The organism is Polaromonas sp. (assembly GCF_029945685.1).
GTDB lineage: Bacteria > Pseudomonadota > Gammaproteobacteria > Burkholderiales > Burkholderiaceae_C > Polaromonas.
Genome location: NZ_JAQSDA010000020.1, coordinates 159,034 through 181,085, shown reverse-complemented (window position 1 = coordinate 181,085; position 22,052 = coordinate 159,034). Strand labels below are relative to the sequence as shown.

22 protein-coding genes are annotated in these 22,052 nt (G+C 64.1%); all 22 read left to right on the top strand.

The features are described 5' to 3' along the window. The first annotated feature begins 6 nt into the window (after positions 1 to 6). The 22 genes from PSV26_RS12485 (at position 7) to PSV26_RS12380 (ending at position 22,042) form a co-directional block, all read left to right on the top strand. The gene (locus tag PSV26_RS12485) at positions 7 to 1,041 is read left to right on the top strand and encodes an RluA family pseudouridine synthase (protein WP_300571192.1); all 1,035 of its coding nucleotides are present in this window, start codon (positions 7 to 9) and stop codon (positions 1,039 to 1,041) included. 105 nt (positions 1,042 to 1,146) lie between these two features. Continuing rightward, a complete protein-coding gene (scpB, locus tag PSV26_RS12480) occupies positions 1,147 to 1,860 on the top strand; it encodes an SMC-Scp complex subunit ScpB (protein WP_300519298.1) in 714 nt (237 codons plus the stop codon). A 10-nt stretch (positions 1,861 to 1,870) separates the two neighbouring features. Further along, complete coding sequence (locus PSV26_RS12475) at positions 1,871 to 3,532, top strand: pseudouridine synthase (protein ID WP_300571189.1); 1,662 nt, start codon at positions 1,871 to 1,873, stop codon at positions 3,530 to 3,532. A 111-nt stretch (positions 3,533 to 3,643) separates the two neighbouring features. Further along, positions 3,644 to 4,069 (top strand): nucleoside-diphosphate kinase, encoded by a 426-nt coding sequence (gene ndk / locus PSV26_RS12470; protein WP_096662563.1) that lies wholly within the window; start codon positions 3,644 to 3,646, stop codon positions 4,067 to 4,069. An 18-nt stretch (positions 4,070 to 4,087) separates the two neighbouring features. Then, complete coding sequence (rlmN, locus tag PSV26_RS12465) at positions 4,088 to 5,233, top strand: 23S rRNA (adenine(2503)-C(2))-methyltransferase RlmN (protein ID WP_300571186.1); 1,146 nt, start codon at positions 4,088 to 4,090, stop codon at positions 5,231 to 5,233. Continuing rightward, positions 5,230 to 6,042, top strand: a complete 813-nt coding sequence (gene pilW, locus PSV26_RS12460) for a type IV pilus biogenesis/stability protein PilW (protein WP_300519304.1) — start codon at positions 5,230 to 5,232, stop codon at positions 6,040 to 6,042. Before rlmN ends, pilW begins: the two co-directional genes overlap by 4 nt. Next, complete coding sequence (locus PSV26_RS12455; RefSeq protein ID WP_300571184.1) at positions 6,035 to 7,042, top strand: helix-turn-helix domain-containing protein; 1,008 nt, start codon at positions 6,035 to 6,037, stop codon at positions 7,040 to 7,042. Before pilW ends, PSV26_RS12455 begins: the two co-directional genes overlap by 8 nt. Positions 7,043 to 7,086: 44 nt before the next feature. After that, a complete protein-coding gene (ispG, locus tag PSV26_RS12450; RefSeq protein ID WP_300519658.1) occupies positions 7,087 to 8,316 on the top strand; it encodes a flavodoxin-dependent (E)-4-hydroxy-3-methylbut-2-enyl-diphosphate synthase in 1,230 nt (409 codons plus the stop codon). 11 nt (positions 8,317 to 8,327) lie between these two features. Then, positions 8,328 to 9,641, top strand: a complete 1,314-nt coding sequence (gene hisS / locus PSV26_RS12445; protein WP_300519310.1) for a histidine--tRNA ligase — start codon at positions 8,328 to 8,330, stop codon at positions 9,639 to 9,641. A 51-nt stretch (positions 9,642 to 9,692) separates the two neighbouring features. After that, positions 9,693 to 10,403, top strand: a complete 711-nt coding sequence (locus PSV26_RS12440; protein ID WP_300571181.1) for a tetratricopeptide repeat protein — start codon at positions 9,693 to 9,695, stop codon at positions 10,401 to 10,403. After that, entirely contained in the window at positions 10,400 to 11,566 is a 1,167-nt protein-coding gene (gene bamB, locus PSV26_RS12435) for an outer membrane protein assembly factor BamB (protein WP_300571178.1), read from the top strand. The genes PSV26_RS12440 and bamB overlap by 4 nt, the downstream gene beginning before the upstream one ends. Positions 11,567 to 11,748: 182 nt before the next feature. After that, positions 11,749 to 13,092: a ribosome biogenesis GTPase Der gene (gene der, locus PSV26_RS12430; RefSeq protein ID WP_300519319.1), complete on the top strand. Its 1,344-nt coding sequence runs from the start codon at positions 11,749 to 11,751 to the stop codon at positions 13,090 to 13,092. A gap of 50 nt (positions 13,093 to 13,142) precedes the next feature. Continuing rightward, positions 13,143 to 13,412: an RNA chaperone Hfq gene (gene hfq / locus PSV26_RS12425; protein ID WP_293592174.1), complete on the top strand. Its 270-nt coding sequence runs from the start codon at positions 13,143 to 13,145 to the stop codon at positions 13,410 to 13,412. Positions 13,413 to 13,450: 38 nt separating this feature from the next. Then, positions 13,451 to 14,590, top strand: coding sequence for a GTPase HflX (gene hflX, locus PSV26_RS12420; protein WP_300519662.1), 1,140 nt, complete (start codon positions 13,451 to 13,453; stop codon positions 14,588 to 14,590). Positions 14,591 to 14,632: 42 nt separating this feature from the next. Then, the gene (gene hflK, locus PSV26_RS12415; protein WP_300519322.1) at positions 14,633 to 16,048 is read left to right on the top strand and encodes an FtsH protease activity modulator HflK; all 1,416 of its coding nucleotides are present in this window, start codon (positions 14,633 to 14,635) and stop codon (positions 16,046 to 16,048) included. Between the two features lie 9 nt (positions 16,049 to 16,057). Further along, positions 16,058 to 16,960, top strand: coding sequence for a protease modulator HflC (gene hflC / locus PSV26_RS12410; RefSeq protein WP_300519325.1), 903 nt, complete (start codon positions 16,058 to 16,060; stop codon positions 16,958 to 16,960). A gap of 8 nt (positions 16,961 to 16,968) precedes the next feature. Next, positions 16,969 to 17,157, top strand: coding sequence for a DUF2065 domain-containing protein (locus tag PSV26_RS12405; RefSeq protein WP_300519328.1), 189 nt, complete (start codon positions 16,969 to 16,971; stop codon positions 17,155 to 17,157). A 127-nt stretch (positions 17,158 to 17,284) separates the two neighbouring features. After that, positions 17,285 to 18,499, top strand: a complete 1,215-nt coding sequence (locus tag PSV26_RS12400) for an ATP phosphoribosyltransferase regulatory subunit (protein ID WP_300571175.1) — start codon at positions 17,285 to 17,287, stop codon at positions 18,497 to 18,499. Positions 18,500 to 18,558: 59 nt separating this feature from the next. After that, positions 18,559 to 19,887, top strand: coding sequence for an adenylosuccinate synthase (locus PSV26_RS12395; protein ID WP_300571746.1), 1,329 nt, complete (start codon positions 18,559 to 18,561; stop codon positions 19,885 to 19,887). An 81-nt stretch (positions 19,888 to 19,968) separates the two neighbouring features. Next, positions 19,969 to 20,493 carry a phosphoribosyltransferase gene (locus PSV26_RS12390; protein WP_300519334.1) on the top strand — a complete coding sequence of 175 codons (525 nt, stop codon included), beginning with the start codon at positions 19,969 to 19,971 and terminating at the stop codon, positions 20,491 to 20,493. Between the two features lie 160 nt (positions 20,494 to 20,653). Further along, entirely contained in the window at positions 20,654 to 21,841 is a 1,188-nt protein-coding gene (locus tag PSV26_RS12385; protein ID WP_300571172.1) for a PLP-dependent transferase, read from the top strand. Between the two features lie 27 nt (positions 21,842 to 21,868). Further along, on the top strand, positions 21,869 to 22,042 hold the full coding sequence (locus PSV26_RS12380; RefSeq protein ID WP_300519340.1) for a hypothetical protein: 174 nt from the start codon (positions 21,869 to 21,871) through the stop codon (positions 22,040 to 22,042). The last annotated feature ends 10 nt before the right edge of the window (positions 22,043 to 22,052 follow it).

Sequence of the window (22,052 nt, the reverse complement as noted above, 5' to 3'; positions counted from 1 at the left end):
CTGTTAATGACTGATTCTGTACAAAGCAAATTGATTATATCGAGCGCTCTTGCGGCGGGCACTCTGGCCGATGACGTCCTGGGGGACGGCGAGACGGCCGCCGACGCCGAGCTGCGTGAGTTCAGTGTTCCCGTGGAGAGTCACGGCGCGCGTCTGGACCGGGCACTGGCAGGCATTGTGCCCGAGTTCTCCCGCAGTTATCTGCAACAACTGATAACAGCGGGGGCCGTGCAACTCAATGGCGTCACGGTGGCCAAGGCCTCCGCCAAAGTCAAGGCCGGCGACAACCTCAAGATCGAACTCAAACCCACGCCACAAAGCCAGGCCTTCAAGCCGGAGGCGATGGCGCTGGAGCTTCTTTTTGAGGACGAACATCTGCTGGTCATCAACAAGCCGGCCGGCCTGGTGGTGCATCCGGCGCCCGGAAACTGGAGTGGCACGCTGCTCAACGGGCTGCTGGCGCGCGATTCCCGGGCCAGCCTGTTGCCGCGCGCGGGCATCGTTCACCGGCTCGACAAGGACACCAGCGGCCTCATGGTCGTGGCGCGCAAACGCCAGGTCATGGACCAGTTGGTGGCCATGATTGCCGAGCGCAGTGTCAGCCGCGAATACATCGCGCTGGCCCATGGCGCTTGGGAAGGACCGAAGTCGCGCCAGGTCGAGACGCCGATAGGCCGCGATCCGCGCAATCGCCTGCGCATGGCGGTGGTGGACCTCGAAAAAACGGCCGGCAAGACCGCCTCGACCGGTTTTTACCTGTTGCAAAACGAAGGGCCGTTTTGTCTGGTGCGCTGCCGGCTGCAGACCGGCCGGACCCACCAGATCAGGGTGCACATGGCCTCCATCGCCCATCCGCTGGTGGCCGATGAGGTTTATGGCGGCAAGCCTGCCGCGGGCCTGGCGCGTCAGGCCCTGCATGCCTGCCGACTGGCTTTCACCCACCCCGTGACCGGTGAGGCCCTTGAGTTCAAGGCGCCGCTGCCCGCGGATCTGGCCATGGCGCTTGCCCAACTGGGGCTGGGATACAATCAAATCCAGTAGTTTTCTGCTACCCGCCGCATGGCGCGCCCAGATGAAAGTGGTTGCGCATGAATGTGAACTGCGCCGCCAGGCGCCTTTATCTCGAATCATTTCGGAACCAAGACCATGAATACGACGGATGCCAAGCGCGTCCTCGAAACGGCACTTATTTGCGCGCAGCAGCCACTGCCCTTGCGTGAGATGGGTGTATTGTTCAACGGGGCACTGACTGCCGACACCCTCAAGCTGTTGCTGGGGGATCTGCAAAACGACTGGTCCGGACGGGGGGTGGAACTGGTGCATGTCGCGACCGGCTGGCGGTTCCAGAGCAGACCTCAGATGCGAGAGTACCTCGATCGCCTGCATCCCGAAAAGCCGCCGCGCTACACCCGAGCCACGCTGGAAACGCTGGCCATCATCGCCTACCGCCAGCCGGTGACGCGTGGCGACATGGAAGACATCCGGGGCGTGACCATCAACAGCATGATTCTCAAGCAGCTCGAGGACCGGGGTTGGGTCGAGGTCATCGGTCATCGCGAAACCGTCGGGCGTCCCGGGCTGTACGCAACAACGCGGCAGTTTCTCGACGATCTAGGGATCGAGTCGCTGGACCAGCTGCCGGTCATGGACACCACGGAGGCGCAGGCCTCGATGCTCGATCAGATCGAGTTTGGCATGTCGGCGGCTGTGGCTGCAGACGCTGCAGCGCCCGGGGATGCCGCTTTGCCCGATGATTCCGGGACCGGGTTGCTGGTCGCAGAACTTTCCGATGCGGCGCAGGCCGGCCATTCGCAGGACGCTTCGTTAACCAGCCTCACGGCCACCGATCCCAACGCCTGAACGCAAACGCATGAATCAAAAAGACAATCCGGCTCCGGCCCCCGCTCCCCCTGCCCAGGTTGAAGAGCCCATTGTGCCGCCAGCCCCCGATTCATTGGCGCAGGCAGCTCCTGATTTGATAGCGGAGGTGCCGCCAGCCGGTGGTTCCGCCAAGGCGGCGCCGGGCAGGCCCGAGAGCGTGGCGCAGATGGCGCCGGCGCTGGCCCGTTTTGAAGACGTGGTGACCGGCCAGTTCGATGCCGACGAAGAGGAAGACGTGGCGCTTGAGCTCCCCAAGCGGGTGCTGCTGCCCCAGCCGGAAACGCCCAAGCTGCACAAGGTGCTGGCGCAGGCAGGACTCGGCTCCCGGCTGGAAATGGAGCAGCTGATTCTGGAAGGCCGGATTTCCGTCAACGGAGAACCGGCCCATATTGGCCAGCGTATCCAGTTTGGCGACACGGTCAAGGTCAACGGCAAGCCGATCCGGGTGCGCATCGACCCGCCACCACCGCGGGTCATCGCTTACCACAAGCCCTCCGGCGAGGTGGTGTCGCATGACGACCCACAAAACCGCCCCACGGTGTTTCGCCGTCTGCCCAAGCTGTTCCAGGGCAAGTGGCAATCAGTGGGCCGGCTCGACCTGAACACGGAGGGGCTCCTGCTGCTGACCAGCTCCGGCGAACTCGCCAACAAACTCATGCATCCCCGTTTTGGCCTGGAGCGCGAGTACGCGGTGCGTGTGCTGGGCGCACTGAACAACGAAGAGAAAAAGCGCTTGCTCGACGGCGTGCAACTCGACGACGGCCTGGCCCAGTTCAGCACGATCGAAGCCGGCGGCGGCGAGGGCGCCAACTGCTGGTACCGCGTGACGATTTCCGAGGGGCGCAACCGCGAGGTGCGCCGCATGTTCGAGGCGGTGGGTCACGCCGTCAGCCGCCTGATCCGCATCCGTTACGGCGCGGTGGTGCTGCCGCGCGGCCTCAAGCGTGGTGCTTTTGTCGAGCTCGATGAGCGCGACATCGACGCGTTGACCAGCGCTGTGGGGCGTTCGGAGGCCCGCGCCGATCCGCGCGCTGCCAACAGGAATACCGGGGAAGCAGGAGAGGCCGGGGAAGCCGGCTTCGGCGAGGGCCGACCAGGGCGCGGGCCGCGCCGCAACGACCGCTCACGCGGAGGTCGGGGACGACCCGACAATGGCGCCCCCCGGACACCGGATGCGCAAGCCATGCCGGACAAAAGCCGGACCGCGGAGGCAAGGGAACAAGGCGAGGAGGCCGGCCACGATCCGCTGGATCTGCAGCCGCCCATGAATCGCAACGAAGCGCCACGCGACGCGAACCGGCGCCGGGGTGCCAAGGGTGGTCGCGGCAATGGGGGCAACTCCGGCGCCGGTCCCCGGTCCGGCCCGCCCGGCAAGTTTGGCGGCAATACGGGCGGACAAGGGCAGAAGCGCCGTGACGACCGGGGCGGTGACCGCGGTGACAAGGGTCCAGGCGGTGCACAGCCGGACCCGATGAAGACCTCGTTTGGTTATATCGGCGCGGAAACCTTTACCCGCCAGCGACAGGCTCCTGGTCAGGGGCAACGTCGCGGTGGTAGCGGCATGGGTGGCGGTGGCGCTCCGGGCCCGCGTCGTAGCGGCGGTGGCGGTGGAAACCGCGGCGGGGGCGGTAACCGCGGCGGAAACCGGTAACTGCCCGGCGTATCCCAACGCGCTTTGCCCAAAGGACATTGCCCGCGGGTTAAAATCAGAGGCTTTATTCGATTTGAATAAATCCCAGAAAATCAAGGTTAAGGAAATCCCATGGCGATCGAACGCACTCTCTCCATCATCAAACCCGATGCAGTGGCAAAAAATGTCATTGGTCAAATTTATGCCCGTTTTGAGGCCGCCGGCCTGAAAGTGGTTGCTGCCCGGATGGCGCATCTGTCCCGCGGCGAAGCTGAGGCCTTTTATGCAGTGCATAAAGAGCGTCCTTTCTTCAAGGATCTGGTTGAATTCATGATTTCCGGCCCGGTCATGATTTCCGCCCTGGAAGGCGAAAACGCGATCCTGAAACACCGCGACCTGATGGGCGCGACGGATCCGAAGAAAGCCGCCGCCGGTACCATTCGTGCCGATTTCGCCGACAGCATCGATGCCAATGCCGTGCATGGCTCCGACGCGGTCGAAACTGCCCAGGTGGAGATCAGTTTCTTCTTCGCGGGCATGAACATCTACTCGCGCTAAGGCGCAAGTTTCCCGCAAATGACCGCCAACCTGCTTGATTACGATCTGGACGGGCTGGCGGCCTTCTGCGAAGGCCTCGGGGAGAAACGCTTCCGGGCCACCCAGCTTTTTCGCTGGATTCACCAAAAAGGCGCGACGGATTTTGCCCAGATGACCGATCTGGCCAAATCGTTGCGTGAAAAACTTCCTGCTTCCGCCCACATCCAGAGCCTCAAGGTGGTGTCACGCCACGATTCGGCCGACGGCACCATCAAATGGCTGTTCGATGTCGGCGCGGGCGATGTCATTGAAACTGTCTTCATTCCCGAGGCCGACCGCGGAACGCTTTGCATTTCGTCCCAGGCCGGCTGTGCCGTGGGCTGCCGTTTCTGCTCCACCGGCCACCAGGGCTTCAGCCGCAACCTGACGACAGCCGAGATCATCGGCCAGCTCTGGTTTGCAGAGCACTTCCTGCGCCGGCATCTGGGCCGGCAGGACCGCGTGGTGTCCAACGTCGTGATGATGGGCATGGGTGAACCCCTGCAGAACTATTCCCAGCTGCTGCCGGCCCTGCGCGTCATGCTGGACGACCATGCCTACGGCCTGTCGCGCCGGCGTGTAACGGTTTCGACCTCCGGCGTGGTGCCCATGATTGATCGTCTGGCGCAGGATTGCCCGGTAGCCCTGGCGGTGTCGCTGCACGCGCCTGAGGACGAGCTGCGCAGCAATCTGGTGCCGCTGAACAAAAAATACCCGATCGCCGAGTTGCTCGAGGCCTGCGCGCGTTACCAGGCCGCGGCACCGAGGGACTTCATCACCTTCGAGTACTGCATGCTCGACGGCGTCAATGACCAGCCCGAACATGCGCACATGCTGGTGGAGTTGATGCGCAGGCATTCGCTGAAGGGCCTGGCCTGCAAGTTCAATCTGATTCCCTTCAACCCGTTTCCGGCCTCAGGTCTGAAACGCTCCGCCATGTCGCGGGTGCTGGCTTTCGGCAAAATTCTGCAGGATGCCGGCATTGTGACCACCGTGCGAAAAACCCGGGGCGATGACATCGACGCCGCTTGTGGCCAGCTGGCCGGCGATGTCCAGGACCGCACCGGTGTGCAGCAGCGCATGGCCACGCAGCGGCAGGGTATGCTCAAGGGCATCAAGATAGTCTCCAGAGAGGTCGGTGTATGAGTCGTGTCCGCAATGTCCTGTTAATGTCTGTCTGCTGGGCGGCTGTGCTGCTCGCCGGGTGTGCCGGCAAACCGGGTTCCGTTCCTGGCGCCGCGAGCGGGCGCGCCGAGATCATGACGGAGTCGGACGAACCGGACGTTCGCAAACGGGCGCGCATCCGCCTGGAACTGGCCGCGAATTATTTTCAGCAGGGGCAGACCAATGTCGCCCTCGATGAAATCAAGCAGGCCTTGGTGACCGATCCGACCTATGCAGAGGCCTACAACCTGCGCGCCCTGGTTTATATGCGCATGAATGACAATGTGCTTGCCGAGGACAGTTTCCGCCGGGCCATGACGCTCAATCCGCGGGACGGCGACGTGCTGCACAACTATGGCTGGCTGCTCTGCCAGCAAAACCGCTACAGCGAATCGGCTGCATTATTTGCCCGCGCCATTGCCCTGCCCCAGTACGGCGGCCAGGCCAAAACACTCATGACGCAGGGGCTTTGTCAGGTGAGGGCGGGGCAGAAAGCGGAGGGTGAGCGCAGTCTGTTGCAATCCTATGAGCTGGACGCCGGTAACCCGGTTACCGGCTATAACCTGGCCAACCTGCTTTTCCAGCGCGGAGAGCTGGTTCGTGCGCAGTTCTACATTCGCCGTTTGAACAACAGTGATCTGGCCAATGCCGAAACCTTGTGGCTGGGTATCAAGGTGGAGCGCGGCCTGGGCAACCGTGAGGCGATGCTGCAACTGGCCGATCAGCTTAAAAAGCGCTTCGGCCAGTCACGCGAGGCTGCAGCTTACGAAAGGGGAGCCTTCAATGACTGATGCCGACGGCCTGCTGCCGGGCAACGCTGCCATGACGCAGCGAGACCCGGCGCCCCACGTCCCGCTGGACCAGGCAGATGGCGGGCCTGCGGTCAGTGCCGGTTCCCTGATCCGGCAGGCACGCGAGGCTGCAGGCCTGCATATCGCCGCACTGGCGGTGGCCTTGAAGGTGCCGGTCAAAAAGCTCGAAGCCCTGGAAGCTGACCGCCTGGACCTGCTGCCTGATGCCGTGTTTGTACGCGCTCTGGCGGCGAGCGTCTGTCGCACCCTGAAGATAGATGCGGGTCAGGTGCTGACGCTGTTGCCACAAACCGGCAAGCCCAATCTCGGGCAGCAGAGTGCGCCCATCAACGCACCGTTTCGTTCTCCCGGTGACGGACCCGGGCCCTCCCTGGTGGCCCAGATTTCCAGGCCCGCCGTTCTGGCGGGACTGTTGCTGGTCTTGGGTGCCCTGGTTCTGATCTTTCTGCCGGCTGTTCAGCAGCCCGGCGTCGCCACGCAGCCAGCGACACCATCACCTGCCGTTGCCGATGCACCTGCGGCCCCGTCTGGGGGGCAGTCGGGGGTTGCCATGGCCAGGACCGAACTGATCGAGGTGGACAAGCCCGCCGGGACGGACAGCATGGCCCAGCCCGCAACTCCTGGCGGCACGGCGCCGGCGGCCCCTTTACTCGCACCGCGCCTGCCTGCTACCGATCAGGCTGCAGTGGTCATGTCGCCTGCGGTCGCGTCGCCGGCCGCCGCCTCGGCCCCGGCCGCGGCCGCCGGCATCATCGTGTTTCGGGCCAAAGGGGAGTCGTGGGTCGAAGTGACCGATGCCAGAGGCACGGTGGTTTTGCGTCGTACCCTGGCTGCCGGTGAGGAAGCGGGAGCATCGGGCGTCCCGCCGCTGGCCGCGGTGGTTGGCCGGGTCGATGCGACGCAGGTCGAAGTGCGGGGCAAGGCCTTCGACCTGGGCGCTGTGAGCAAAGACAACGTTGCGCGTTTTGAGGTGAAGTAGTGGCAGCATGTTTTCCCGTGGAATCGGCCGCGCCCAAGGCGCGCATGTCGTCCCAGGCGCGTGTGGTCTGGGGCTCGCGTGTGGTCACCGTGGGCGGCGATGCGCCCGTGCGTGTGCAGTCCATGACCAACACCGACACGGTGGACGCGATCGGCACGGCCATCCAGGTCAAGGAACTGGCCATTGCCGGGTCGGAAATGGTCCGTATCACTGTCAACACGCCGGAGGCTGCGGCGCAGGTGCCGTACATCCGCGAACAGCTCGACCGCATGGGCATCGATGTGCCGCTCGTTGGCGACTTCCATTACAACGGACACCGCCTTCTGACCGACTACCCGGCCTGTGCCGAGGCACTGTCCAAGTACCGTATCAACCCGGGCAATGTGGGTAAGGGCGACAAACACGACCGGCAGTTCGGGCAGATGATAGAAGCCGCTGTTCGCTGGAACAAACCGGTGCGCATCGGTGTCAACTGGGGCAGCCTGGACCAGGAACTGCTGGCCGGCCTGATGGATGAAAACAGCCGCCGGGCCCAGCCCTGGGACGCCAAACAGGTGATGTACGAGGCGCTGATCACCTCGGCTCTCGGTTCAGCCGAACTGGCCGAGCAGATGGGCATGGACAGAAACCAGATCATTCTCTCCTGCAAGGTCAGCGGCGTGCAGGACCTGATCTCGGTGTACCGTGAACTTTCCAGACGCTCGCGTTATGCGCTGCACCTCGGTCTGACCGAAGCCGGCATGGGGACCAAGGGCACGGTGGCGTCCACCGCCGCGCTGGCTATCCTGCTGCAGGAGGGCATCGGCGATACCATTCGCGTCTCCCTGACGCCGCAGCCCGGCGAAGCGCGCACGCAGGAAGTGCTGATTGCCTCGGAAATCCTGCAGGCGCTCGGCCTGCGCAGCTTCGTGCCCAGTGTCACCGCCTGTCCCGGTTGCGGCCGAACGACCAGCACCACTTTCCAGGAACTGACCAAGGAAATCGACGATTTCCTGCGCGCGCAGATGCCGGTCTGGCGTGCCCGGTACCCCGGTGTTGAGAAACTCAAGGTCGCGGTGATGGGCTGCATCGTCAACGGGCCCGGCGAGAGCAAACATGCCGACATCGGCATCAGCCTGCCCGGCTCGGGCGAAGCACCGGCCGCACCGGTTTATATTGATGGCGAAAAGGCGATGACGCTGCGCGGCGACCAGATTGCGCAGGAGTTCCGTGTGATTGTCGAAAACTATATTGAAAAGCGCTTTGGCACGCCAGCCGTCGCCCAGACCGCTTAGACAAAGATTCCATGGCTGAAAAACTGACTGCCGTCAAAGGCATGAACGACATATTGCCGCCCGATTCGGCGCGCTGGGAGTGGCTGGAGGACAAAGTCCGCGCCCTGATGGGCCGCTATGCCTACCGCAACATCCGCACCCCGATTCTCGAGCACACACAGCTGTTTGTCCGCGGCATCGGCGAGGTCACCGACATCGTCGAGAAGGAGATGTATTCCTTTGATGACCGTGCCGACAAGGACGGCAAACACGACCAACTGACCATGCGGCCCGAAAACACCGCCAGCGTGGTGCGCGCTGTGGTCGAACACAACCTGCTGTACGAGGGCGGCAAACGCCTGTTTTACATGGGCCCGATGTTTCGCCGCGAGCGCCCGCAGCGTGGGCGTTATCGCCAGTTCCACCAGATCGGCGCGGAAGCCCTGGGTTTTGCTGGGCCCGATGTGGATGCCGAACTGATCCTGTTGGCAGCGGCGCTCTGGAAAGAGCTGGGCCTGAACGACTGGCGGCTGGAGATCAACAGTCTCGGCCAGCCCGAAGAGCGTGCCCAGCACCGGGCGGAGCTGATTGCCCATCTGGAAAAACATGGCGACCTGCTCGATGAAGAAGCCCGGCGCCGCCTGCATAGCAACCCGCTGCGGATTCTGGACACCAAAAACCCGGCCATGAAGGAAGTCGTCGAAAGTGCGCCGCGGCTGCTGGATTTCCTCGGCCCCGAATCGCTCGCGCATTTTGAAGGCCTGAAGGCCATCCTCGATGCCAACGACGTGCCCTGGACGCTGAACCACCGGCTGGTGCGCGGCCTGGACTATTACAACCTGACGGTGTTTGAATTCGTGACCGACCGCCTTGGTGCGCAAGGCACGATTTGCGCCGGTGGCCGTTACGACTACCTGATCGAACAAATGGGCGGCAGGCCGGCGCCAGCCGTCGGCTGGGCGCTCGGTGTCGAGCGTGTGCTTGAACTGATCAAGGAGCAGGGGACCAGCGTTGAGCTGCCGGTGCCGGATGCCTACGCCATCGTTCCTGACGCTGCCGCCTGGCCGGTGGCTTCACGTGCCTTGCAGGCCTTGCGCGCCGCCGGTGTCAGTGTGCAGATGCACGCCGGCAATGCTGACGGCATGGGCAGCATGAAATCCCAGTTCAAGAAGGCCGACGCCAGCGGCGCCCGCTTCGCCCTGATCTTTGGCGCGGCGGAACTGGCGCAGGGCTGCGTGGCCGTCAAGCCCCTGCGTGGCGAAAAGGTCGAGGCCGTCCAGTCGCAGACCCTGGAGCCGCTGGAGTCCGTGGCGCTGTGGGCGCACGGCCTGCGGGCTGGCGCCTGACAGCGACCCCTACAATCAACACAATTCATTTGGCGGAACCCGCAGAGCTCTATGGCAAAACATCTCGATTTGGAAGAACAGGAGCAGCTCGACGAGCTGAAGCACTTCTGGAAACAGTATGGCAACCTGATCACCTGGGGCCTGATTGTCATTTTTGGCGCTTTTGCCGCCTGGAACGGCTACAACTACTGGCAGCGTGATCAGGCCGCCAAGGCGGCCATCATGTACGACGAGGTCGAGCGCGCCGCCCAGTCGGGAGACACCAGCCGGCTGGACCGCGCCATGGGCGACATGAAGGACCGTTTTTCCGGGACGGCTTTCGCCCAGCAGGCCGGCCTGCTGGCGGCCAGGACCTATTACGACAAAGGCAACATCGATGCCGCCAAAGCCTCCCTGGGATGGGTGGCCGGCAAGAGCGCGGATGAGGGTTACCAGGCGATTGCCAAGCTGCGTCTGGCGGGCTTGCTGCTTGAGGCGAAAGCCTACGACGAGGCCTTGCAGCAGCTGAGCGGCACCTTCCCCAAGGACTTTGTTGCGCTGGCGGCGGATCGCCGCGGCGACGTCCTCGCTGCACAAGGCAAAAAAACCGAAGCCCGGGCCGAATACGAAAAAGCCTTCAAGGCCATGGATGACCGCACCGAGTACCGGCGCCTGGTCGAAGTCAAACTCAATGCGCTCGGGCTGAACCCCTCGGCGGCATTGGTCCCTGCTGCAGCCACCGCTGCAGTTTCTCCCGCGCCCGCCCCGGAGGTCAAGCCGTGATTTTCAAGTCTTTTCGGCCCTTGGCCCAAGCTGGCAAAGCGCCAGCAGCTATTCTTTTGGTAGCGGTCCTGGCCGGCTGCTCGACGTTCAGCGGCTTTTTCGGCAGCTCCGTCAAAAAGCCGCAGCCGGCCGAGTTGCAGCCCGTGATGGCACTGGTGCCGGCCAAACAGGTCTGGACCGCCCGCATCGGCGAGGTTTCTTTCCCGCTCCAGGTGAACGTCTCGGGCGATACCGTGATGGCAGCAAGCACCGACGGCACCGTGGTGGCGCTCGACGCCCGCAGCGGCCGTGACTTCTGGCGCACCAATGTCGGCGCACCAGTCGCCGCCGGCGTGGGCAGCGACGGCAAGGTGGCAGCGGTGGTTACGCGGACCAACGAAGTGGTGGCCGTGGCGGGTGGCAAGGAGCTCTGGCGCCAGAAACTGGCGGCTCAGGCCTTCACCGCACCTTTTGTGGCTGGTGGCCGGGTGTTTGTGCTCGCGGCCGACCGGTCGGTCAATGCCTTTGACGGACAGACCGGCCGCAAGCTATGGTCCCAGCAGCGCCCCAGCGAACCGCTGGTGCTGCGCCAGTCGGGTGTCATGCTCGCCGTTGGCGACACGCTGGTGGTAGGCCTGGCCGGCCGCCTGACCGGACTCAACCCGCTCAATGGCAGCATCCGCTGGGAAGCCCCGATTGCTTCGCCCCGCGGCATCAATGATGTGGAACGCCTGGTGGACCTGGTGGGCACCGTGAGCCGCACCGGCAACACGGTCTGCGCCCGGGCTTTTCAGGCCAGCGTTGGCTGTGTGGATGCTCAGCGCGGCGTGCTGCTGTGGACCAAGCCCGCCAATGGCGCGCAGGGTGTCGATGGCGACGACAGCCTGGTGTTTGGCACCGAAGCCGACGGCAAGGTTCTGGCCTGGCGCCGCAGCGACGGCGAGAGCGCCTGGAGCTCGGACGGCCTGCGTTACCGCAGCCTGAGCGCGCCGCTGGTGGTGGGCCGCTCCATCGCCATTGGAGACTCTGCGGGTTTTGTGCACCTGTTGTCCCGTGCGGACGGCTCGCCGCTGAACCGCCTCGTGACCGACGGCTCGCCAGTGGCGGCCACCCCGGTGCTGGCCGGCAATATCCTGGTTGCGGTCACCCGTTCAGGCGCTGTTTTCGGCTTCGCGCCCGAGTAGATGTTGGCCCCCCCGCTCCGCACTGACGTGTGTCGTCGCTGCCCCCCGAGGGGGCGCTGCGCCTGCGGCCCGGCAAAGCCGGTTCCGCGGCCTCTGCTTGTGAAGGTGGGCGCCCTGCGCTTGTCGCTTCGTTTATTTCGCTGCCCCCAAGGGGCTGATCGCCACGCCTTGAATGCCTTTTTGTGAAACCTGTTATCGCCCTGGTCGGACGTCCCAATGTGGGCAAGTCGACGATTTTCAACCGCCTGACCAAGTCGCGTGATGCGATCGTGGCCGACTATGCCGGCCTGACGCGGGACCGCCATTACGGCAATGGCCATCTGGGCGCGCAGGAGTTCATCGTGATCGACACCGGCGGCTTTGAGCCCAAGGCCGTCGATGGCATCTACAAGGAAATGGCCAAGCAGACCCGGCAGGCGGTGGCTGAAGCCGACGTCGTGGTGTTTGTGGTTGATGCGCGCGCCGGGGTCAATGCCCAGGACCACGAGATCGCCAAATACCTGCGCAAGCTGGGCAAGCCGACGGTGCTGACCGCCAACAAGGCCGAGGGCATGACCGAGGGCGTGCAGCTGTCCGAGTTTTTCGAGCTCGGGCTGGGGGAGGTCCTGCCGGTGTCGGCTTCGCACGGGCAGGGCATGCGGACCCTGGTCGATATGGCCCTGCAGCCCCTGAATTTGCCCGATCCGGACGAGGAGGGCGAGCCCAGCGACCCGACGGTGATCAAGCTGGCGGTGGCAGGTCGCCCCAACGTGGGCAAATCGACGCTGATCAACACCTGGCTGGGCGAAGAGCGCCTGGTGGCGTTTGACCAGCCCGGCACCACGCGCGATGCCATTTCGGTGCCCTTCGAGCGCGGTGGGCAGAAATTCGAGCTGATCGACACCGCCGGTCTGCGCCGCAAGGGCAAGGTGTTCGAAGCGATTGAAAAGTTCTCGGTGGTCAAGACCCTGCAGGCCATCGAAAGCGCCAATGTGGTGCTGCTGTTGCTGGATGCGACCCAGGGCGTGACCGACCAGGACGCCCACATTGCCGGCTACATCCTGGAAAGCGGGCGCGCGGTGGTGCTGGCCGTCAACAAGTGGGATGCGGTGGACGCCTACCAGAAGGAAATCCTGCAGCGGTCCATCGAAACGCGGCTATCCTTCCTGAAGTTCGCCACTATCCACAATATTTCGGCGATCAAGCGCCAGGGCCTGGGACCGGTCTGGAAGTCGATTGTCCAGGCCCACGCCTCGGCCAACCGCAAGATGTCCACGCCGGTGCTGACGCGCCTGCTGCTGGAGGCGGTGCAATTCCAGAGCCCGCAGCGGGCCGGCATGTTCCGCCCCAAGCTGCGTTATGCGCACCAGGGTGGCATGAACCCGCCCATCATCATTGTTCACGGCAATTCGCTCGAACACGTCACCGACGCCTACAAGCGCTTTCTGGAAGGGCGCTTCCGCAAGGAGTTCGATCTGGTGGGCACGCCCCTGCGCATCCAGATGAAGTCGTCCAGCAACCCCTATGCGGACAAAGATTCCACTTAGGACTACAGGCGCGGCCAATCGGCTGTGGTAAGGTGAAGTCCTACCAACTCTTGAACACGGAAAATATCGTGAGCAACAACAAAGGTCAGCTCTTGCAGGACCCTTTCCTCAATACTTTGCGCCGTGAGCATGTGCCGGTATCGATTTACCTCGTCAACGGCATCAAGCTTCAGGGTCAGATCGAATCTTTCGATCAGTACGTGGTCCTGCTGCGCAACACCGTCACCCAGATGGTCTACAAACACGCCATTTCGACCATTGTTCCCGGTCGTGCAGTCAATTTTGCTGCTGCAGAATCCCAAGAAAGCCCAGCCAGCTGAGTTCCCAGGACCTCTCCCAGGCGGCAGCGCCTCTGGCCATTCTGGTCGGGGTGGATCTGGGCCTCCCCAATTTTGATGCCGGTCTGGAAGAACTGGGCCTGCTGGCCCAGACAGCCGGCCTGCAGCCGATTGCCCGCGTGGTCTGCAAACGCCGGGCCCCCGACGCCGCGCTTTTCATCGGCAGCGGCAAGGCCGACGAAATCAAGATGCTCGCGCTGGAAACCGGCGCCAGTGAAATCCTGTTTGACCAGTCCCTGAGCCCGGCGCAGCAGCGTAATCTGGAGCGGGTGCTTGGCCTGCCTGTCAACGACCGCACCCTGCTGATTCTCGAGATTTTTGCCCAGCGCGCGCGCAGCCACGAAGGCAAGCTGCAGGTCGAGCTGGCGCGTCTGCAATACCTGTCGACACGTCTGGTCCGGCGCTGGTCCCATCTTGAGCGGCAGACCGGCGGCGCCGGTGTTCGCGGCGGCCCGGGCGAAAAGCAGATCGAGCTCGACAAACGCATGATCGGCGAGTCCATCAAGCGCACCAAGGAGCGCCTTACCAAGGTCAAGAAGCAGCGCCAGACCCAGCGGCGCCAGCGCGAGCGGCGCAACTCCTTCACCATTTCCCTGGTCGGCTACACCAATGCCGGCAAGACGACACTGTTCAATGCCCTCGTGAAGGCGCGCGCCTACGCGGCCGACCAGCTGTTTGCGACGCTGGACACCACGACCCGGCAGCTGTACCTGGGCGACGCCGCCCGGTCGGTGTCGCTGTCGGACACGGTCGGCTTCATCCGCGACCTGCCGCACGGGCTGGTGGACGCTTTTGCCGCCACGCTGCAGGAAGCGGCAGACGCGGACCTGCTGCTGCACGTGGTTGATGGCGCCAACCCGGACCATCTTGAGCAGATTGAGCAGGTGCAGCGCGTTCTGGCCGAGATCGGCGCGGCCGACGTGCCGCAGATTCTGGTCTTCAACAAGCTCGACGCCCTTGAAAAATCGCGCCGGCCACTGCAGTTAAGTGACAGTTTCGAGATCAAGGACGCCTTTTCGGACACGGGCAGGCGTGTGGACAGGGTTTTTGTCAGCGCACAGACGGGCGAGGGTGTACCGCTGTTGCGCGAGCTGTTGGCCAGGCATGCCTCGCAAGCGCCCGTCGAAGATAGCCCCCCAATCAATGAGGCCGTAGCGTGATTAGGCACAATATGGGAATCATAAAAAAGTGAGCTCTATTTCATGAACCTGAACCCTGTGTTACAGACGCTGACGACGCTACCGGGAAGGCTGAGGCAACGCGCCCGCGGAATGTTCAATCTGAACGATCCGCGCTGGGGCCGCGACGACGACAACAAGACCCCGCCCGACGAGTCCAGGCCCGAGGCCGGCCGCGACGACGTGCCGCCTGTGCGCCCACCAGCGCCTAACCGTCCGCAGGGCCAGGGTCAGGGCCCCAACCAGGGACCACCCGATCTCGACGAGTTGTGGCGTGACTTCAACCGCAAGCTGGGCGGCCTTTTCGGCGGCGCCAAAAATGCCGGGCAGCGCGGGCGTGGCACCGGTGGCGGCGGGGGCCGTGGCGGGCCTGGCGGCTTCCAGCCCGACATGAAAAGTGCGGGTATCGGTGTCGGCCTGATCGCCGGTGTGGCCGTGCTGATCTGGCTGGGCACCGGCTTTTTCATCGTGCAGGAGGGCCAGCAGGCCGTCATCACCCAGTTCGGCAAGTACAACTCGACCGTTGGTGCCGGCTTCAACTGGCGCCTTCCTTACCCCGTGCAGCGCCATGAAGTCGTAGTGGCGACCCAGATCCGGTCCGTTGACGTGGGCCGCGACACCATCATCAAGGCTACCGGCCTGCGTGAATCGGCCATGCTCACCGAAGACGAGAACATTGTCGAGATCAAGTTTGCGGTCCAGTACCGCCTGAACGACGCGCGCGCCTATCTTTTCGAAACCCGGGATCCGGCCGCCACGGTCGTCCAGGCGGCCGAAACCGCGGTGCGCGAGGTCGTCGGCAAGATGAAAATGGACTCCGCGCTGGCCGAGGAACGAGACCAGATCGCGCCGCGCGTGCGTACCCTGATGCAGACCATCCTGGACCGCTACAAGGTCGGTGTTGAAGTGGTCGGCATCAACCTGCAGCAAAGCGGTGTGCGTCCGCCCGAGCAGGTGCAGGCCTCGTTCGACGATGTGCTCAAGGCCGGGCAGGAGCGCGAACGCGCCAAGAACGAAGCCCAGGCCTATGCCAACGACGTGATTCCGCGTGCAGTCGGTTCGGCATCGCGCCTCAAGGAAGAGTCGGAAGCCTACAAGGCGAGAGTGGTGGCCCAGGCGCAGGGTGATGCGCAGCGCTTCCGTTCCGTGCTGGCGGAGTACCAGAAGGCGCCGCAGGTGACGCGCGATCGCATGTACACCGATGCCATGCAACAGGTCTACAGCAACGTCACCAAGGTGCTGGTGGAGTCGCGCCAGGGATCCAACCTGCTGTATCTCCCGCTCGACAAGCTGATGCAGGCCACCGCCCAGGGCGGCGCTGCCAAGACCGGCGCGGAGCCGGCCGGATCGGTTGCCTTGCCCCCGGTCGCTCCATCCACTTCGACCCTTGATACGCGGGCCCGTGACACCTCACGCACCCGCGATCGCGAAACACGCTAAGGAACTGCCGTGAATAGAGTTGGATTTATTGCTTCTTCGATGCTGGTGGCGCTGGCATTGCTCAGTTCCATGCTGTTTGTGGTCGACCAGCGGCAGTTCGGCGTGGTGTATGCACTGGGCCAGATCAAGGAGGTCATCCTGGAGCCCGGCCTGAACTTCAAGCTGCCGCCACCCTTCCAGAACGTGTCGTACATCGACCGGCGGCTGCTGACCCTGGACAGTACCGATGCCGAGCCGATGCTGACTGCCGAGAAGCAGCGCGTGGTCATCGACTGGTACGTCAAGTGGCGCATCACCCAGCCTTCGGAGTACATCCGCAATGTGGGTCTGGACGAGCGGGCCGGCGCCAACCAGCTGAACCGGGTGGTGCGCAACGCTTTCCAGGAAGCCATCAACAAGCGTACCGTCAAAGACCTGCTGTCGCTCAAGCGTGAAGCCCTGATGGCCGACGTGAAGACCGAGGTGCTGGAAGTCGTGCGCGGCGCCAAGCCCTGGGGCATCGACGTGATCGACGTGCGCATCACGCGTGTCGACTATGTGGAAGCCATCACCGAATCGGTTTACCGCCGCATGGAGGCCGAGCGCAAGCGGGTCGCCAACGAGCTGCGCTCCACCGGTGCGGCCGAGGGCGAAAAAATCCGCGCCGATGCCGACCGGCAGCGCGAGGTCACCATCGCCAACGCCTACCGCGAAGCCCAGAAAATCAAGGGGGAGGGCGATGCCGAGGCCGCTGCCGCCTACAGCGACGCTTTTGGCCGTGACCCGCAGTTTGCCCAGTTCTACCGCAGCCTGGACGCCTACAAGGCCAGCTTCGACAAAAAGGGCGACGTGATGGTGATCGATCCTTCATCCGACTTCTTCAAGGCCATGCGCAGCTCCGGCAGCGGTACGGCTCCGGCCGGCAAGAAGTAACAGTCCCCTTGGACGGCAGCACCTTCTGGCTGGCTCTGGCCTTGATGCTGGTGATCGAGGGGCTGCTGCCGTTTTTTTCACCGCGCGGCTGGCGCGGCATGTTCGAAAAGATCTTCAGGCTCACGGACGGGCAGATCCGCTTTTTCGGGCTCGGCAGCATCGTGGCCGGCCTGGTGTGGATGGCCTTTCTGCTCTGAGCGCCCGCCGCTGACACGGCGTTCCCGCCGCTGTATTTGGGTCTGCCAGCCACCTGTGTGCCGGCGCGGGCCGAAAACAACCCGCAAGCCCGGTAAAATCCTGTTTTTAACAGCTCACGATAAATACATGCCCGCCTGGTCGTCATCATGGCAATTGCCGGATCAAATTGCCGATGTCCTGCCCTCCGAGGCGCGTCACATCGAAGAGCTGCGTCGCCTGTTTCTCGACACGGCGCGCAGCTACGGTTACGAGCTGGTCATGCCGCCGCTGCTCGAACACCTCGAATCCCTGCTCACCGGCACCGGTGAGGCGCTGGATCTGCAGACCTTCAAGCTGGTGGACCAGCTCTCCGGACGCACCCTGGGTCTGCGCGCCGACACCACGCCGCAGGTCGCCCGCATCGACGCCCACCTGCTCAACCGCCAGGGCGTGGCCCGCCTGTGTTACTGCGGCCCGGTGCTGCACACCCGTGCCGACCGCCCGCATGCCACGCGTGAGCCGCTGCAGTTCGGCGCTGAAATCTACGGCCATGCGGGGCTTGAAGCCGACCTCGAAGCCCAGTTGCTGGCGCTGGAAGGGCTGAGCGCCGCCGGTGTCACGCAGCTGTCGGTGGACATGGCCGACGTACGCATCGTCAGCAGCCTGCTGGCGGGCGCCAGGGTCAGCGCCGCCATGCTGGCACGCATCCATGCCGCGCTGGCGGCCAAGGACGCCAGTGAACTGGCGAGCCTGATGACCAGCCTTGATGGCGAACTGTCCCCAGCGGCACGCCATGGCCTGCTGGCGCTGCTGCAACTGTATGGCGACGATCAGGTGCTGGAGGAGGCGGAAAAGGCCTTCAGGTCCGTGCCCGAAGCGCTCAGGGCGCTCCAGAATTTGAAGTGGCTGGCCACCCATGTCCGCAGCCTCGCCGGCAACGTCAGCATCGGGTTTGATCTGGCCGACCTGCGTGGTTATGCCTACTACAGCGGCACCCGCTTTGCGATTTATGGCCGTGGCCAGCGTGACGGCGCCCAGGGCGCCGAGCTGGTGCGCGGCGGCCGCTATGACGAGGTCGGCGCCGTGTTCGGCCGCAACCGTCCAGCCGCCGGCTTCAGCCTGGACCTGAAGGAACTGGTCAGCGTGCTGACGCCCAAACCCTTGCGTCCCGCCATCCGCGCCCCCTGGGGCGAAGAAGCCGGGCTGCGCAGCGCGATTGCCGCACTGCGCGCCGGCGGTGAAACCGTGGCCTGCGTCTTGCCCGGCCATGAACACGAAGTTGATGAATTTGACTGTGACCGCGAACTGGCCAGCGTGGCCGGCCAGTGGCAGGTCCAGCCGCTGGACAACAAGCCGGCTTGAAGCCGCGCCGCCCGCATACCGTAACCCCTCCTGAAAGCAGACTGAAGATGACAAAAACAATTGCCGCAACCGCCGGCCGCAACGTGGTGGTCGTGGGCACCCAGTGGGGTGACGAAGGCAAGGGCAAGCTGGTGGACTGGCTGACCGAAAGCTCGCAGGGCGTGGTGCGTTTCCAGGGCGGCCACAATGCCGGCCACACGCTGGTCATCAACGGCATCAAGACGGCCCTGCATTTGATCCCCAGCGGCATCATGCGCCCCGGCGTCAAGTGTTACATCGGCAACGGCGTGGTGCTGTCGGCGGCCAAACTGTTCGAGGAAATCGAAGGGCTGGAAAAAGCCGGTGTCGAGGTACGTTCGCGCCTGCGCATCAGCGAAGCCTGCCCGCTGATCCTGCCCTTCCACGCGGCCCTCGACATTGCACGCGAAACCCGGCGCGAAACCGGCGGCACGGTCAAGATCGGCACCACCGGCCGCGGCATCGGCCCGGCCTATGAAGACAAGATCGCCCGCCGCGCCCTGCGCGTGCAGGACCTGAAGTACCCCGAGCGTTTTGCCGCCAAGCTGCGTGAGCTGCTGGACCTGCACAACTTCGTGCTGACCGGCTACCTGCATGCGCCGGCCATCGAGTTCCAGTCCGTCTATGACGAAGCCATGCGCCACGCCGAACTGCTCAAACCCATGATGGCCGACGTCTCGCGCGAACTCAACGATGCGCACCGTGACGGCGCCAACCTTCTGTTTGAAGGCGCGCAGGGCACGCTGCTCGACGTGGACCACGGCACCTACCCCTTTGTGACTTCCAGCAACTGCGTGGCCGGCAATGCGGCCGCTGGCGCCGGCGTTGGACCGGGCATGCTGCATTACATCCTGGGCATCACCAAGGCCTATTGCACCCGTGTGGGCGGCGGCCCTTTCCCAACCGAGCTTGACTGGGAAACACCCGGCACGCCGGGTTATCACATGAGTACTGTCGGTGCCGAAAAAGGTGTGACGACGGGGCGCAGTCGGCGCTGCGGCTGGTTTGATGCGGCGCTGCTCAAACGTTCGGCTCAGGTCAACGGACTGTCAGGCCTGTGTATCACAAAGCTCGACGTGCTTGACGGCATTGAACAACTCGAACTGTGCACCGGTTACGAGCTCGACGGCCACATCACCGACATCCTGCCCATGGGGGCCGAAGACATTGCCCGCTGCAAGCCGATTTACGAAACCCTGCAGGGCTGGACCCAGAGCACGGTGGGGGTGACGGATTACGATAAATTGCCGGCCGCGGCGCAGCGTTATCTGCACCGGATTGAGGAGGTCACCGGCGTGCCCATCCACATGATCTCGACCAGCCCCGACCGCGACCACACCATTTTGCTGCGGCATCCGTTTGTCGCCTGAGGTTTCCGTTTCTTATCGTCAAATCGTCCGCCAGCCCAATGGGGTAGAGCGTAAGCAGCTATCGAATCAGGAGCATTTTTCATGTTGACCGAAGACGGCAAACACCTTTATGTCAGTTACGACGAATACCACAACCTGATTGAAAAACTGGCGATCAAGATCCATCAGTCGGACTGGCAGTTCGACACCATCCTGTGCCTGGCGCGCGGCGGCATGCGGCCCGGCGACATCCTCTCGCGCATTTTCGACAAGCCGCTGGCCATCATGTCCACCAGCTCCTACCGCGCCGACTCCGGCACGGTGCAGGGCAACCTCGACATTGCACGTTTCATCACCACGCCCAAGGGCGAAATCGCCGGCAAGGTGCTGCTGGTTGACGACCTGGCCGACACCGGCCACACGCTCAACGCCGTGATCCACCAGCTGCGCAACAACTACAAGCCGATTTCCGAGCTGCGCAGCGCGGTGATCTGGACCAAGGGCGTGTCCACCTTCCAGCCCGACTACTCGGTCGAGTTCCTGCCGACCAACCCGTGGATTCACCAGCCCTTCGAGGGCTACGATGCACTGCGACCCGCGCAACTGATGGAAAAGTGGAAGATATAGCCCCCACGGTCGCTCACTGCGTGTAGCTCCCTGCCCCCCGAGGGGGCGCTGCGCCTGCGGGCCGGCAAAGCCGGACCCGCGGCCCCTGCTTGAAAGGGAGACCCTCGACCTCGCAGTTCTGCGGCCGATGCCAATCATCGCCAGCCGTTAACATCGGCAGATGAGCGATATTTCCACCCAGCTGATTCACCACGCCTACCAGCCGCCCGCCGGCTTCGAGGCTGTCAACCCGGCCGTCCACAAGGCCTCGACGGTCATCTTTCCGAATGTGGCGGCCTTGCGCCAGCGCGACTGGAAACACAAGACCGGCTACACCTACGGCCTGCACGGCACGCCGACCACCTTCACGCTCGAGGAGCGCATTGCCACGCTTGAAGGCGGGAAGTTCTGCACGCTGGTGCCCAGCGGGCTGGCGGCGGTGGCGCTAGTGGACATGGCACTGCTCAGGGCCGGTGACGAGGTGCTGATTCCCGACAACGCCTACGGACCGAACAAGACTTTTGCGCAGCATGAGCTGGCCGGTTGGGGCGTCAGCTTCCGTTATTACGATCCCATGCAGCCGGCCGACCTGGCCGCCAAACTGAGCGGCCAGACGCGCCTGGTCTGGCTCGAGGCGCCGGGCTCGATCACGCTGGAGTTTCCGGACCTGCCGGCGCTGGTGGCCGCCGTCAAGGCGCACGGTGACGTGCATCCGCAAGGCATCGTGACGGCGCTGGACAACACCTGGGGCGCGGGCATTGCCTTCAACGCCTTTGCGCTGGGCGCCGATATTTCCGTGCAGGCTCTGACCAAGTACCCCAGCGGCGGCGCCGACGTGCTGATGGGCTCGGTCGTCACGCGCGACGAGGCGCTGCATCACCTGGTGCATTTCTGCCATATGCGCGTTGGTTACGGCGTGGCCGGCAACGACGCCGAACTGGTGCTGCGCGGGCTGGGCAGCATGGCCCTGCGTTATGCCGCGCAGGACAGCGCCACGCGCACACTGGCGGCGTGGCTGCAGCAGCAGCCGCAGATCGATGCCGTGCTGCACCCGGCGCTGGCGGGCTCGCCCGGCCACAAGATCTGGCAGCGCGACTGCAGCGCCGCGGCCTGCCTGCTGAGCATCGTGTTCAAGGCCGGCTACCCGCAGGCCGAGGTGGACCGCTTCTGCGACAGCCTGCAGCTGTTCAAGCTGGGCTACAGCTGGGCCGGCCCCATGAGCCTGTGCGCGCCTTACGACGTGCCGGCGATACGCACCACGCCCTGGCCCTACCAGGGCGGTCTGGTGCGGTTTTCAATCGGGCTGGAGGCGGTGGCCGACCTGCAGGCCGACCTGGCGAACGCGCTCGCTGCGATGCAGTACAGTTAGGACATATTCCCCTGAAGAAAGCACGCTGTGGCAACTCCCAATTATTCCTACGAAAAACGCCAGAAAGAGCTGGCCAAAAAGAAGAAGAAAGAAGAAAAGCTCAAGCGCAAGGCTGAAGGCAAGCCGGACCTGCCCGATGACGACACGCCCGATGGCGAAGACGGCGGCGGCACACCGCCACCGGCCGATCCTGCACCCTGAGGTGCCGGAG